General features: G+C 62.6%; 10 protein-coding genes. All 10 read right to left on the bottom strand.

The window, feature by feature from the left end; all coding sequences use genetic code 11:
• Positions 1-145: 145 nt before the first annotated feature.
• The 10 genes from mqo to RT028_RS03130 all read right to left on the bottom strand — a co-directional run bounded on the left by mqo (position 146) and on the right by RT028_RS03130 (position 13,740).
• On the bottom strand, positions 146-1,792 hold the full coding sequence (gene mqo / locus RT028_RS03175) for a malate dehydrogenase (quinone) (RefSeq protein ID WP_312932376.1): 1,647 nt from the start codon (positions 1,790-1,792) through the stop codon (positions 146-148).
• Between the two features lie 506 nt (positions 1,793-2,298).
• The gene (locus tag RT028_RS03170) at positions 2,299-4,293 is read right to left on the bottom strand and encodes a nucleoside-diphosphate sugar epimerase/dehydratase (RefSeq protein WP_312932374.1); all 1,995 of its coding nucleotides are present in this window, start codon (positions 4,291-4,293) and stop codon (positions 2,299-2,301) included.
• A gap of 116 nt (positions 4,294-4,409) precedes the next feature.
• A complete protein-coding gene (locus tag RT028_RS03165; RefSeq protein ID WP_312932372.1) occupies positions 4,410-5,420 on the bottom strand; it encodes a glycosyltransferase family 4 protein in 1,011 nt (336 codons plus the stop codon).
• Positions 5,417-6,406 carry an SDR family oxidoreductase gene (locus tag RT028_RS03160; RefSeq protein WP_312932370.1) on the bottom strand — a complete coding sequence of 330 codons (990 nt, stop codon included), beginning with the start codon at positions 6,404-6,406 and terminating at the stop codon, positions 5,417-5,419. The genes RT028_RS03165 and RT028_RS03160 overlap by 4 nt, the downstream gene beginning before the upstream one ends.
• Positions 6,403-7,524: a glycosyltransferase family 4 protein gene (locus tag RT028_RS03155; RefSeq protein WP_312932368.1), complete on the bottom strand. Its 1,122-nt coding sequence runs from the start codon at positions 7,522-7,524 to the stop codon at positions 6,403-6,405. The genes RT028_RS03160 and RT028_RS03155 overlap by 4 nt, the downstream gene beginning before the upstream one ends.
• On the bottom strand, positions 7,521-8,666 hold the full coding sequence (locus RT028_RS03150) for a glycosyltransferase family 1 protein (protein ID WP_312932366.1): 1,146 nt from the start codon (positions 8,664-8,666) through the stop codon (positions 7,521-7,523). The genes RT028_RS03155 and RT028_RS03150 overlap by 4 nt, the downstream gene beginning before the upstream one ends.
• Positions 8,666-9,562 (bottom strand): GDP-mannose 4,6-dehydratase, encoded by an 897-nt coding sequence (locus RT028_RS03145; protein ID WP_312932364.1) that lies wholly within the window; start codon positions 9,560-9,562, stop codon positions 8,666-8,668. The genes RT028_RS03150 and RT028_RS03145 overlap by 1 nt, the downstream gene beginning before the upstream one ends.
• A complete protein-coding gene (gene gmd / locus RT028_RS03140) occupies positions 9,562-10,593 on the bottom strand; it encodes a GDP-mannose 4,6-dehydratase (protein ID WP_312932361.1) in 1,032 nt (343 codons plus the stop codon). Before gmd ends, RT028_RS03145 begins: the two co-directional genes overlap by 1 nt.
• A 409-nt stretch (positions 10,594-11,002) precedes the next feature.
• A complete protein-coding gene (locus RT028_RS03135) occupies positions 11,003-12,418 on the bottom strand; it encodes a TolC family outer membrane protein (RefSeq protein WP_312932359.1) in 1,416 nt (471 codons plus the stop codon).
• Positions 12,415-13,740 (bottom strand): HlyD family type I secretion periplasmic adaptor subunit, encoded by a 1,326-nt coding sequence (locus tag RT028_RS03130; RefSeq protein ID WP_312932357.1) that lies wholly within the window; start codon positions 13,738-13,740, stop codon positions 12,415-12,417. Before RT028_RS03130 ends, RT028_RS03135 begins: the two co-directional genes overlap by 4 nt.
• Positions 13,741-13,836: the final 96 nt, after the last annotated feature.

Here is a 13,836-nt window from a genome sequence, read left to right as displayed (position 1 = left end):
TGAAAGCAAAAAACCACGGGCCGCGCTTGGCGACCCGTGGTTTTTCGTTCAGCACTGCTACCCCGGACGGCGGGCGAGCGCCTACAGTGCCAAATCGGGCGCCGTATTCACTCGGTGCCGCCGCACCCGACGAAGGCTGAGCGCCTTACAGCGCCATATCAGCGGCTGGATTGCTTTCCACCGGTTTGGCCGGCGCTGCGGGGGCAGTGACCTCACCCACGCTGGCGTCGATCACCGGCGGCTTGGCCAGTTGCAGGACTTCAGCGGTGTAGTTCCACTCTTTCTGCACGGCAGCGGCCGACTCGTTGAGCTTGGTGCCATAGCTCGGCACGATCTCGTGCAGCTTGGCTTGCCACTCAGGGGTCGCGACCTTCTCCTTGAAGATGGTTTCGAGCACGTTGAGCATGATTGGCGCGGCGGTCGAGGCACCTGGCGAGGCACCCAGCAGGCCGGCCAGGGTACGGTCCTTGGACGCGACCACCTCGGTGCCCAGCTTCAGCACGCCGCCGTGTTCGGCATCACGCTTGATGATCTGCACGCGTTGACCGGCCTGCCACAGGCGCCAGTCTTCTTTCTTGGCGTGTGGGAAGTAGGTCTGCAGCGCGGCAAAGCGGTCGTCGTCCGAGAGCATCAGCTGGCCAGCGAGGTACTCGACCAGCGGGTACTGATCGACACCAACCTTGGTCATCGGCCACACGTTGTGCAGCGTGGTGCTCTTGAGCAGGTCGAGGTACGAGCCGTTCTTGAGGAACTTGGTCGAGAAGGTGGCGAATGGCCCGAACAGGATCACGCGCTTGCCATCCAGCACGCGAGTGTCCAGGTGCGGGACCGACATGGGCGGCGCGCCAGTGGAAGCGATGCCGTACGCCTTGGCCATGTGCTGCATGGCCACGCTCGGGTTCTCGGTCACCAGGAACGAGCCACCCACCGGGAAGCCTGCATATTCCTTGGCTTCCTGGATGCCGGATTTCTGCAGCAGCTTCAGCGCGCCGCCGCCGGCACCGATGAACAGGAACTTGGCGTCGGTCGCGGTTTCGCTGCCGTCTTTGAGGTTCTTGTACTCGACGTGCCAGGAGCCATCATCGTTACGGGTGATGTCCTGCACTTCGCTGGACAGCTTCAGATCGAAGTTCTCGCGGGTCTGCAGGTGCTTGACGAACTGGCGGGTGATCTCGCCGAAGTTGACGTCGGTGCCGATCGGGGTCCAGGTCACGGCCAGCTTCTGGCTCGGATCACGGCCTTCCATCATCAGCGGGACCCACTTGGCGATCTGCGCGTGGTCCTCGGAGTACTGCATCGGACGGAACAGCGGGCTCGCCTGCAGCGCGTCATAGCGCTTTTTCAGGAACTTGATGTTGTCATCGCCCCACACGAAGCTCATGTGCGGGGTGGTGTTGATGAACGAGCGCGGGTTGTTCAGCACGCCCTGACGGACCTGCCACGACCAGAACTGGCGAGAGATCTGGAAGGCTTCGTTGATCTCGATGGCCTTGCTGATGTTGATGGTGCCGTCGGTGTTTTCCGGGGTGTAGTTCAGCTCGGCCAGTGCAGAGTGACCGGTACCGGCGTTGTTCCAGCCGTTGGAGCTTTCCTCGGCAACGCCGTCCAGGCGCTCGACCATTTCCATCGACCAGCTGGGCTCCAGCTCATTGAGCCAGACCGCCAGGGTGGAACTCATGATCCCGCCGCCCACCAGCAGCACGTCGACTTTCTTGGTTTCTGCGGCGTGCGCGTGCATGAAGCTCGCGGCAACAGCCAGACCCAGCAGGGTCTTGCCAGCTTTCTTGAACATTGATCAAATTCCAATCGTTAGCACGTAAGGACGGCGCAGGCCTGACCTCGCTTGTTTCTGTCCTTCAGCGCACGCTTTTTATTGATCATTGGAGTCAGCAGCCAGAGAAACAGCAACGCTTCGCCAAGGGTCAGAAAAACCCTACAAGGCTGAAACGTTTTTCCGATTGTAACCGAAATGTTGTCACAAACAAATTCCGCACGGAACCGTCAAGGCGACAGGTTGTCCCAGGCGGCGCATCGCCCCAGCTCAGGACCACGCCCTGTAGGAGCGGCTTTAGCCGCGATGGCCGGCGCAGCCGGCCTGATTCAGACGCCGCGAAACAGCAGGTAAATGGAGGTTGCAGCCTTGGGCCGGCTACGCCGCCCATCGCGGCTAAAGCCGCTCCCACACGGGTAGCGTTGCTGTCGACGAAGGCCTGAGCCGACCGTTTCTCAGCCCTTCGTGAAAGACAGTTGGCTCCCACAGGCGCGGGATAGCGCCAAGCCCTACCGAACGACCAGCCCTCACGAATCCTGCTGCCGCTGCTGATAGATCCAGTCCACGATGTCCCCTTGGGGCGCATACCCGCAGACCAGCTCACGCAGCAACTTGCGCACCCGCGGGCAGTTGTTGCTCTCCACGGCCGTCAGCAACTCGTTCAACTGCCCTTTGAGCACGCTCCAGGTCAGGGAATCCTCGTTCGCCGACATGATCATCGGGTGCCGTGTGGGCTCGACGTTATCGCCTATGAGCAGCTCTTCGAAGAGTTTTTCACCCGGGCGCAAGCCCGTGAACTCGATGGCGATGTCGCCCGTAGGGTTCTGCTCCGACTGCACGCTGAAGCCCGACAGGTGAATCATCTTCTCCGCCAGCTCGACGATCTTCACCGGCTTGCCCATGTCCAGCACGAAGACCTCGCCGCCCTGCCCCATGGACCCCGCCTGAATCACCAGCTGCGCCGCTTCGGAGATGGTCATGAAGTAACGGGTGATCTTCGGGTGAGTGACCGAGAGGGGCCCGCCCTCCTTGATCTGCTTGTGGAACAGCGGAATCACCGAACCCGACGAGCCCAGCACATTGCCGAAGCGAACCATGGTGAAGCGGGTCTTGTTGACCCGAGCCACGTTGTCGGCGTCTCCCAGCAGCACCGGCGCCGTTTCGCGGCTCAGCGCCTGGAGCGTCATTTCGGCCAGGCGTTTGGTGCTGCCCATGACATTGGTCGGGCGCACGGCCTTGTCGGTGGAGATGAGCACGAAGCTCGCCACACCGGCCTGCAACGCGGCCTGGGCGGTGCTGAGCGTGCCCATCACGTTGTTGAGCACACCCTCGGCGACGTTGTGCTCGACGATCGGCACGTGCTTGTAAGCCGCAGCGTGATAGACCGTGTCCACTCGCCAGGTCTTCATGATGTTCAACGTCAGTGCCTGGTTGCGCACCGAGCCGAGAATGGGGACCAGCCGAACCCGCAGGTGCTCACGCTCGATACGCGCTTCCAGCTCGCCAGCGATGCTGTAGAGATTGAATTCGGCGTGGTCGAAGAGGATCAGCAGCTTGGGCCTGAGCTCGAGAATCTGCCGGCAGAGTTCCGAGCCGATCGAGCCGCCAGCGCCGGTGACCAGCACCGATTGGTTGACGATGCAGCGCTCCAGCAGGTCGTGTTGCGCAGGCACCGCATCGCGCCCCAGCAGGTCGCCGATGTCCACCTCTTGAATGTCGTCGACCTTCACCCGGCCACTGGCGAGGTCCATGATGCCCGGCACACTGCGCACATGCAGCGCGAAGCATTCGAGATTACCGAGGATCTCGCGGCGCCGATCACGCGAGATCGACGGCAGGGCCAGGAGGATTTCGTCGGCGCCCGTTTCGTCGATCATGCGCTGGATGCGATCAGGCTTGTAGACCTGCAAGCCGGCGATCATCCGGTCGGCGATGCCAGGGTCGTCGTCGATGAACGCCACCGGGCGCATCATCTTGCCCATGCGCAGCGCTGCGAGCAGCTGATTGCCTGCAGTACCGGCGCCATAGATGGCCACCTTGGGCAAACTGTCTTCGCGTGTGGCGAAGGGCACATGCTGCGCGGTAGTAAACCAGTCGCCGATGAAGTACTGGCGCATGGCCAGGCGCAAGCCGCCGACGATCACCAGGCTCAACCACCAGTAGTTGAAGATGATCGAGCGAGGCACGACCTGCGGCGGCGCGCTGTACCAGAACACCACCAGTGTCAGCAGCAAGGAGGCCAGGCTCACGGCCTTGACGATGGCCAGCAACGCATCGTTACCGAAATAACGCATCACGGCCCGGTACATGCCAAAGCGGATGAACAGCGGGATCGAGACGATGGGCGCTGCGACGAACAGCCACGGGTGGCCGAGCAATGGGTTGTACATTTCGTCCATGCCCAGACGCACGACGAACGCCAGCCACAGGGCCAGCCAGACCAGAACCACATCGGTCGCCACCTGGATCAGGCGTTTTTTACGACGTGGCAGATTGACGAGGTAGGTGCGCAACTTGTCCATAGGTACCGGCCCGCAGGCGCGCTCTCTTCGATGTCGCATGCCTGGCAGTGGCCAGCGCATGCAGGTGGTTATCAATGTTCCGGCGTGCTCATGCGTCGCTGACGCAGAACAGGCCTCTACTCTGCTCGCCCCGCTCGAAACTTCAGTGCCAGCATGACCAACGGCACGTAGGCGATCAGCGTACCCAGCGCGCCATCGAGGCCCAGCCAGGTGACGCACAAGGCCACGGGCAACAGCCAGCACAGCGTCAACGCGCCAGCGCACAGGGTCACGGGCAGGTGCCGACCGGCGCGCCGCGCCGCGTGCTGATACGCATGGCTGCGATGGGCCTCATAGACCTTCTCGCCCGCCATCAGACGGCGCAACAGCGTCACCGTGGCATCGACGATGAAGAACCCGAGCACGATCACCCACGCCCAGAAGTAGTCCCCATGCAACCAGGCGCCCTGGAGTGACAGCCCACCCAGGGTCAAGCCGAGGAAACCACTGCCCGCATCGCCCATGAAGATTTTCGCCGGCGGAAAATTCCACACCAGAAACCCCAGCACTGCAGCGGCGAGCAGCAGCGGTGCCGCCATGGCGTGCACATGCCCACCCACGGCGTAGACCACGCACATGGCAGCGCACGCGGCCACGGCTTCCAGACCGGCAATGCCGTCGATGCCGTCCATGAAGTTGTACAGGTTCAGCAACCAGACCAGATAGACCGCAAGCAAGGGTAGCAATATCCCGGCTGAGCTTAGTGAAATTCCAGCGACCGTGAGCAGCGGTGCCCCACCCAGGCCCAACAGCAGCCCAAGCGCCGCCGCGAAATGCCCCAGCAAGCGCCAGCGGGCCGGAACATGCCGGTGGTCGTCGATGAAGCCGACAATGGCCACCAGCAGACCGGCGCCACCTAGCGCCAGCGCCTCGGCGCCCGTCACCCAGCCCTGCTGCCACAGCACCAGCAGCGCGGGCAGGAAGGTCAGGACGATCGCCACGCCACCGCCCCGGGGGGTCGGAACCGTGTGCGAGCTGCGCGCGTTGGGGATGTCCATCAGACTGCGCGCCAAAGCATAGCGACGGAGCACCGCCGTGAGCAGGAATGAAGCGATCGCCACGACGATCAGCAGCCAGGCGACAGTCATCGACGTTGCAGCTCCAGGAAATGACGGGCAGTGGCCTGCAGGGCCACATCGACCGGGACGGCAGGCTGCCAGCCCAGTCGCTGTTTGTTCTTTTCGATATCGACCTGCAACGAGCCCAGCAAGCGTTGGGCGACCGGTGTCTTGCCCAGCACGCGCGCCATCAGCGCCAGGCACGCCGGCGGAATCGGGATCAGCAGAGCACGTCGCCCCAATGCGCGCGACATCCGCCGTAGCAGACCGGTGGTGGACAGGTCCTCGCCGTCACTGACCAGGAACACCTGGTTGGCCGCACACGGATGTTCCACACACAGGGCAACGAAATCCACCAGGTTGGCCAGGCTCACCAGGCTGCGCCGGTTGTCGATGGCCCCCAGGGGCAAGGGCACGCCGCGTGCAAGCCAGCGCATCATGCTCGCCACGTTGGCGCCAACGCCTGGGCCATAGACCAGCACAGGCCGCACGATGACCACCTCCATACCGGTTTCCCGGGCCACCTGCAGCAAGCCTTGCTCGGCCTCGTGTTTCGACACCCCATAAGGGTCCACGGGCTGAGGCGGTTGATCGGCGGTAAACGCCTGGCCGGGCAGTGTCTGCTCGCCATTGACCTTGATCGAGCTGATGAACACAAAACGCCGTACGCCGGCCTGTGCCGCCTGGGTAGCCAGCGCCAAGGTGCCTGCGGTGTTGACCTGCCGGAACGCCTGGAGCGGGTCGGCCACGGCATCCTGCATGACATGCACGCGCGCAGCGGCGTGCACCACGCATTCGACACCCTTCAGTGCCGAGGCCCACTGTGCAGTCGGCCCGAGTGCCGGCGCCACACGCCTGGATGCCTTGGGCGGCAGGTCGGCGTCGGCTTGCCTGACCGCGGCGATTACCGGGCGTGGTTGTGACGTGAGCAAATGCTCGACCAGGGCACGTCCGACGAACCCGTTGGCGCCGGTGACCAGAATGGCACCTGTGGCCGGTGCGGCGTGATCGCTCATGAACGGCCGTCGAGCAGCGATTGGTACACCTGCACGTAGCTGTCGATCATCTGCTCGGCCGAAAACACCGACTCATAGCGCTGACGCGCTGCACGCCCCATCTCCGCGGCCCGCACCGGGTTGTTCCACAGTTCGAGCATGGCGCGGGCCAGCTCGCCAGGATCTCGAGGAGGCGTCACCAGCCCGGTCTGGCCGTGGAGGTTGATGAAGGTGGTGCCGGTGCCGATCTCGCACGAGATCATCGGCTTGCCGTACATGGCCGCTTCCAGCAGCGAGATGCCGAAGGCCTCGGAACGCAGGTGAGACGGGAAAACGAAGCCCTCGCACAGTTGCAGCAAGGCGACCTTGTCTGCGTCATCGACCCCGCCGACGAACTGCACGGTGTTGGCGCCGATGGCCTGGGCCTGGGCGCGCAACGCCTGCTCGAGGTGCCCGTGCCCGACGATGACCACGGGCAGATTCGCCCGCTTGGCCGCTTCGATCAGGCAATCGAGGCTCTTGTAATAGCGCAGTGCGCCTACGAACAGAAAGAACCGCGCCCCTACTCGCTCCCGCCAGTACGTACGCTTGGCCTCATCGACCACCGGATAGGTCGATTCCTCCAGGCCGAAGGGAATGATGTCGACCTTGCTTTTGAAGCGCTGCAGGACGTCGCTGCTCTGCGCGTAGTTCGGCGAAGAGACCACGATGCGATCGACACTGCTCAGGAAGCGATTCATCAAGGGTCGGTACAGCTTGAGCAGCATCTTCTGCTTGACGATGTCCGAGTGGTAACTGACCAGGGTGGGCTTGTTCAGGCGACTGGCAAAGTGCACCAGGTCCATGTAGGGCCAGGGGTAGTGGTAATGAATGATGTCAGCCTGGCTCGCCAGCTCGGCAAAATCCTTGAAAGCCGAGCGCGAGAAGCCGGTGGACGCCACATGCAGATCCAGGCGCGAGCGATGCGCCACGTGGTGCCCCACAGTCTCGCCACGGGCCGCGCCGCGTGTGCTCAATGACAGGACCTCGGCGCTCAGGCCACGAGCCACGCTGCCTTCGGCCAACTGGAAAATGACCTGTTCGACGCCACCCATGGTTTCCGGGTAGTACGTCTTGAAAAAATGCAGGACCTTGGTCATGGCTGGGCCACCGTGCGGCGATAGGTTTCGAGGGTGCCCAGCGCACAGCGTTGCCAGGAAAAACGTGCGGCATGGGCCAGGCCTGCACTCACCGCGCCACTGCGCCATGCAGTGTCTTCCAGGCCCTTGGCGAGCAACTGGGTCAAGGTCTCGACATCCAGGGGGTCACACATCAAGGCCGCGTCCCCAGCCACCTCCGGGAGAGACGAAGCATTGGAGCAGACCACCGGCACACCCGAGCTCATGGCCTCCAGCACGGGCAGACCGAAGCCTTCATACAGGCTTGGGAAGGTGAACAGGCGCGCGGCAGCGAACAGCAACGGCAGCTCATGCCCCGGTATGAACCCCAGATAGTACGCCCAGCCTTCACGGCGCGCGCTTTCCAGACGCTGGTGAATCGCCTCGCTCTGCCAGCCCTGGTAGCCGGTCAACACCAGAGGAAAACGTGTGCGCAGGGGCACTGGCAGGCGCTGGTAGGCATCGAGCAGCGTGGTGATGTTCTTGCGCGGCTCGATGGTCCCGACGAACAGGCTGTAGCCCCCAGGCTGCAAGCCGTAGCGGGCGAGCGTAGGGGCCAGCTGCGCCTCGTCACGCGGGTGGAATTCTGCGGAACTGGCCAGCGGCACCGCATCGATGCGCTCCAGTGGCCAGTTGAAATAGGCTGCCAACTCCTGGCGGGTGAACTCAGAGTCGGTGATCAGGCGGTCGGCGCGCTGTACCGTCTGCGTGAGCTCCTTGCGCAGGAAGCGGCCCAACTGAGGCGTATGGCACTGGGACCAGGTGAACGGTGACAGGTCATGAAAGGTCGCGACCCGCAGCCCCTCGAACGGCGGCAGGTAATAGTTGGGGCTGTGGTACAGGAAATCCGCGTGTCCCTTGAGTGCCCGGCTCTTGAGCCACGGCATCAAACGCCTGTAAGCCTCGATGGCGATCGGCAGCTTCTGCACGACGCGCTTGAGCCCGTGCCCGCCCCCCGACACGTTGCTCGCACTGGGCACGCTGGGCAGAAAGCGGCGACCTGCCATGTAGCGCAGGTCAGTGATTTCCGGGCTGGCAGCCAGATGCTGGGCCAGCTCGTAGGTATAGCGGCCGATCCCCGTCAGCGGGAAGCGAACAGGGTCAACGGACAGAACTACTTTCATTAACGGGCATCCAGCATCCAGGCCAAGGTGTCCTGCAACGCTGGAGTAGTCCAGCCAGGCACCAGCCTGCGTAACCGACTGTTGTCGCCCGTCAGCGTCTTGACCTCATTGGCCCGTACGAACGCAGGGTTCACGGTGACGTCGATGTGATGACCCGTGATCTGCTCGCACAACGCGATGACATCGCGCAGCGAATGCGCCACGCCAGAGCTGACATTGACCGTCTGGCCAATGGGCGCAGCCTCCAGCAGGCCACGGTAGGCCGCCACGACCGCACGTACATCGCTGAAATCGCGCCATACATCGAGGTTGCCCAACTCGATCACCGACGCCCGACGGCGGAAGTGCGAAACGATCTTGGACAACAGGAAATTCTCGCCCTGCCCGACCCCGGAATAATTGAAAGGCCGTGTGATGACGATGGGCAGGCGGTCTTGCCACAGGCGGGCCATGTACTCCATGCCCAGCTTGCTGACTGCATAATCGTTCGCCGGCGCTGGCGGCGTGGCCTCGCTGAGCATGCCGTCGGAAGCATTGCCGTAGACATTGGCGCTGCTGGCGAGCAGCACGCAGTCGGGCGTCTTGCCGCAGGCGGCGATGGCGTCGAGCAGGTTGCGCGTGCCGATCAGGTTGACCTGATAGAACGCATCGGCCACGCCATGGCCAACGAAGGCGAGCGCCGCCAGATGCACGACGACATCCGGCTGCAGGTCGGCCAGCAGTGTGCGCAGACTCACCGCATCGGTGAGGTCTGCCTGAACGTAACGCGGCTCATTGGAGGCCTGGCTGCCCGTACCGACGACTTCGTAGCCATGGGCTTCGAGTTCGGCAGCCATGTAGCGGCCGGTGAAACCCTGTATGCCGGTGATCAGTGCACGTTTGCTGGCCTGGGTCATCAGAACGAGAACCCTTGCTCGTTACGGCGCAGGTCGGCCTCGACCATCATGCGGCACAGATCTTCGAGCGAGGTTTTCGGCTCCCAGCCCAGTACGTCCTTGGCCTTGGCCGGGTTGCCGATCAGCAGGTCGACTTCGGTTGGGCGGTAGAACTTCGGATTGATCGAGACCAGCACTTTGCCGGTTGCGGCGCAGATGCCCTGCTCGGCTTCGGCTTCGCCTTTCCAGTTCAGGGTGATGTCGACGGCCTTGAAGGCCATGCTGACGAAGTCACGCACGGTTTCGGTGCGGTTGGTGGCCAGCACGAAGGTGTCCGGCTCGTCGGCTTGCAGCATGCGCCACATGCCTTCGACGTATTCCTTGGCGAAGCCCCAGTCGCGCTTGGCGTCGAGGTTGCCCAGCTCCAGGGTGTCCTGCAGGCCCAGCTTGATCTTGGCGACGGTGTCGGTGATCTTGCGGGTCACGAACTCACGGCCACGCAGCGGCGACTCATGGTTGAACAGGATGCCGCTGGTGGCGAAGATGCCGTACGACTCGCGGTAGTTGATGGTCATCCAGTGCGCGTACAGCTTGGCGACGCCGTAGGGGCTGCGCGGGTAGAACGGGGTGTCCTCGACCTGCGGAATGGCCTGGACCTTGCCGAACATTTCGGAGGTGGAGGCCTGGTAGAAGCGCACCTTCGGGTTGACGATGCGAATGGCTTCGAGCAGGTTGACAGCGCCCAGGCCGGTGATTTCGGCGGTGGTCAGGGGTTGCTCGAAAGACACGCCGACAAAGCTCTGCGCGGCGAGGTTGTAGACCTCGGTGGCGCCTGTGGTCTGCAGCAGGCGGATGCTGGCAGACAGGTCGGTCAGGTCGTACTCGACCAGGTGCAGGTTCGGATTGTTCTGGATGCCCAGTTCTTCAATACGCCAGAAGTTGACGGAGCTGGTACGGCGGTAGGTGCCATAGACGGTGTAGCCCTTCTCGAGCAGCAGTTCTGCCAGGTAGGCGCCGTCTTGACCAGTGATCCCAGTGACGATTGCTTTCATGCGAATTAACCAACTCCGTTAGTACGATAAAGTGCATTCAAGTGCCGATGGCAGGCCGCAGAGGGCTGCAAGGCACGCCGGCGTGAACTATGGGTGCGTGAGTATACATCTACCACCGCGCCGTGCTCGACGCAGATCACGTGGCCGGCAGACAAAACCGGCCTCTCGGCGAATGTTCAAGCAGGTGATAAGGACACTAGAGCAAGTTTTTGGTTCGCGGAGCGTAGGATAAAACCGATTTTGCCGGGGGCGAGGGATGGCGCTATGCCAACGCGCTGAATATTCCTACGGCTCAGCGAGCCAAATCCCACGCTCCGGTAAACCGTGACGCACGGCATCAGGTCGAATGGGGACAAGCGCGGATCTGGCGCGCCTGCCACGCAGCCGTGGCAGGTGACGCCAGCCTGGGTCAGCGCTTGGTGTCGGCCTTGGCCAGGTCACCACCGGGCAGCCCCTTGTCCGGCTCAGGGCTCAACCAGACATTCACGCTGTCGACACTCTCCTGATTCAGCTGCCCGCTCCAGCGGTTCAACATGAACAGGTTGGTGATGAAGTCATACTGCGACTTGAGCAAATCACGCCGGGCCTTGAATTCGCTCTGTACGCTGTTCAGCACGTCCACCGCGTTGACCACACCATAGGTGAAGGCCTTCTGCGCGGCGATGCTCGACTGCTGCGCCGAAGACAGCGCATTGCGGTTGGCGCGGATCTTCTCCACTGCCGCCTGGGCGGTGAGGTAGGAGGTTGTGGTCTCCTTGACCACCTGGCGGCGGACCCCTTCCAGGTCCTGCTCGGCCGCCAACTGGTCATCGTACAGCCCACGCACCCGCGCCGAGGTCGAACCTCCGCTGTACAGCGGCAGCGAAATCCCGACACTCGCCACATAGCTGTCGCTGCGCGGTGTCTGGGTGTTGTCGTAACCCACGTCACTGCGCTGGGCGCTGAGGTTCAACGAGACCTGCGGGTAATGCCCGCCCTTGCCTTCCCGCACCGCAGCGTCAGCCACTTCGGCACCGTGCTCGTAGGCCTTGAGCAACGGGTTGGTCGCGATGGCCTGGCTCACGTAATTTTCCAGCGGCCGCGGCGGTGCCTTCAGGGCGACATCGCTGCGCACCCGGCTCAAGCGCTCGGTGATCGGGCGCCCCACCAGCTCGGACAAGGCTTCGCGGCTCACCAGAACCTGATTGCGCGCCTCGACCTCCTGGGCGGCGAGGAAATCCACCCGCGCCTGGAGATCGAGCTTGTCGGTGATCTTGGCCATCTGCTGCTCGAACATCGACGTCACGCGATCGAGGTTCTTCTGCGTGGCGCGGCGCTCGGCCTGGACCAGTTCGAGCTCGTCATCGGCTGCCAGGGCCACGAAGTAGCGCTTGGCCAGCTCGACAGCGGCTTCGGCATGGGCATCCTCGGCCTGCTCACCGCGCTGGCGCGTCAGGCTCTTGGACTTCTGCCACGCTTCCCAGGCCGACTTGTTGTACAGGTACTGGGTGAGGGTCACGGAGTTGCTTTTGTTGTTGTAGATCTCGCGCGACGCCTCATCCTTGCGCAGGATACGGTTGCCATTGGCGTTGGCGGAAAGCTGCGGAAGCAACCCGCCCAACGCTGCGCGCTGGCCCTCGGAGGCCGACTTGGCACGCAGGTAGGCTGCCAGCACACGGGGATCTTCCAGGCGCGCCTCACGGTACAGCGCCCCCAGATCCAGTGCGTAGGTCAGGGCCGACACCTGCTTGGGCGGAACATCCTTGGGCACCACCGGCTCGGCGGCCATGGCCTGTGCGATGGTGAGACTCAGCACTACACCCGGTAACAAACGCAGCACAATCATTCCTCGATCATCGATTCAGCGAACATGTTGCGCGCTGGCTTGAGCAGGTACTGAAGCATGGTGCGATCGCCGGCATTGATCAGCACCTCGGCAGGCATGCCGGGCTGCAGCTTGCGGTTGGCGAGCTTTTTCATGCCGTCTTCGGTTACGTTGACGCGGACCAGGTAGTAAGGGTCACCCGAGCGCTCGTCCGTCAACCGATCTGCGGAGATGCGTGTCAATTTGCCTTCGATGACTGGCGTCGTTGCGTTATTGAAAGCGCTGAAACGGATATCTGCAGTTTTACCCAGCTCCAATCGATCAATATCAACAGGTGCTACTTTGGCCTCGACAACCAGGTCAGACGAAATAGGCACGATATCCATCAGCGGCGTACCGGGCTGAACCACACCTCCCACGGTATGCACCTTCATGTCTAACACCATGCCGCTTTCGGGGGCGCGAATGACCACACGCGAAAGCCGATCCTTCAATGCGGTTTCCTTCTCTTGCAGGTCGAAGACCTGAGCCTGCACCTGCGAGAGCTCATCCGCCACGTCGGCGGTGAATTTCTTGTCCAACTGCACGATCTGCAGCTCGGTCTCGCTGATCTGCAGCTTCGTCTTGGCAATGTTCGACTTATTGTCGGCCACCTCCGTACGCAGCATGTCGAGCTTACGTTGTGACTCCAGCAGACGCTGGTTATCTACAAAGCCCTGGGCCAGCAGATCTTTGAGCTGAACAATCTCACCACTGTAGGATTTCTCAAGCCCTTGTTTGGTACGGATCATCTCTCCCATACCGTCGATCTGCGCTTTGAGCTGGCGGATCTGCTCGCGATGCACTGAAATCTCACCCAAACGCGATGCCTTGCGGGACACGAATACTTGCTGCTCCCCGGCGAGTGCCTCTTGAGCACGGTCGGAATCGGTGCCGTTGAGTTTGACAGGCGGAATGGTGTCCAGTTGATCCCGCTCGGCTCGCAAGCGTGCTTCCTTGTAGCGCGCCACGATCAGCTGGTTACGCGTGGACTCATATTCGGCACTGAGCTGAGACTCGTCTAAAACGATGACAGGATCGCCCTTCTTGACGCTGTCGCCGTCGCGGACCAGCAGTTCCTTGACGATGCCGCCTTCGAGGTGCTGAACGGTTTTACGGTAGCTTTGGACGGTCACGACTCCCGACCCGTGTACGGCGTTGCTCAAGGGCGCAACTGCGGCCCATGTTCCGAAAATCCCGAAGGTCACCAGAACGATCGTCATGCCGATGCGGCGGATGCCTCGATCGGACGTGGGCATGTCATCGAAGTTGTGTTCAAACTGAGTTATGGCTTTGCTGGTCATCGATGAGGTCCTTTCACACGCCGTTCGGGTTTGCAGGGGACGACGCGGCGGGGTTGCCCCCGGCAGGTGCGGCGGGCGGGGTAGGCGGCGCACTGC

Origin of the sequence: Pseudomonas sp., from assembly GCF_032058845.1 — a bacterium.
Classification (GTDB): domain Bacteria; phylum Pseudomonadota; class Gammaproteobacteria; order Pseudomonadales; family Pseudomonadaceae; genus Aquipseudomonas.
This window is presented reverse-complemented; position numbering and strand designations above follow the sequence as displayed.

Excerpts from the sequence above, each read along its gene's own strand:
- mqo (WP_312932376.1), bottom strand. The coding sequence starts at position 1,792 with ATGTTCAAGAAAGCTGGCAAGACCCTGCTGGGTCTGGCTGTTGCCGCG.
- RT028_RS03170 (WP_312932374.1), bottom strand. The coding sequence starts at position 4,293 with ATGGACAAGTTGCGCACCTACCTCGTCAATCTGCCACGTCGTAAAAAA.
- RT028_RS03165 (WP_312932372.1), bottom strand. The coding sequence starts at position 5,420 with ATGACTGTCGCCTGGCTGCTGATCGTCGTGGCGATCGCTTCATTCCTG.
- RT028_RS03160 (WP_312932370.1), bottom strand. The coding sequence starts at position 6,406 with ATGAGCGATCACGCCGCACCGGCCACAGGTGCCATTCTGGTCACCGGC.
- RT028_RS03155 (WP_312932368.1), bottom strand. The coding sequence starts at position 7,524 with ATGACCAAGGTCCTGCATTTTTTCAAGACGTACTACCCGGAAACCATG.
- RT028_RS03150 (WP_312932366.1), bottom strand. The coding sequence starts at position 8,666 with ATGAAAGTAGTTCTGTCCGTTGACCCTGTTCGCTTCCCGCTGACGGGG.
- RT028_RS03145 (WP_312932364.1), bottom strand. The coding sequence starts at position 9,562 with ATGACCCAGGCCAGCAAACGTGCACTGATCACCGGCATACAGGGTTTC.
- gmd (WP_312932361.1), bottom strand. The coding sequence starts at position 10,593 with ATGAAAGCAATCGTCACTGGGATCACTGGTCAAGACGGCGCCTACCTG.
- RT028_RS03135 (WP_312932359.1), bottom strand. The coding sequence starts at position 12,418 with ATGATTGTGCTGCGTTTGTTACCGGGTGTAGTGCTGAGTCTCACCATC.
- RT028_RS03130 (WP_312932357.1), bottom strand. The coding sequence starts at position 13,740 with ATGACCAGCAAAGCCATAACTCAGTTTGAACACAACTTCGATGACATG.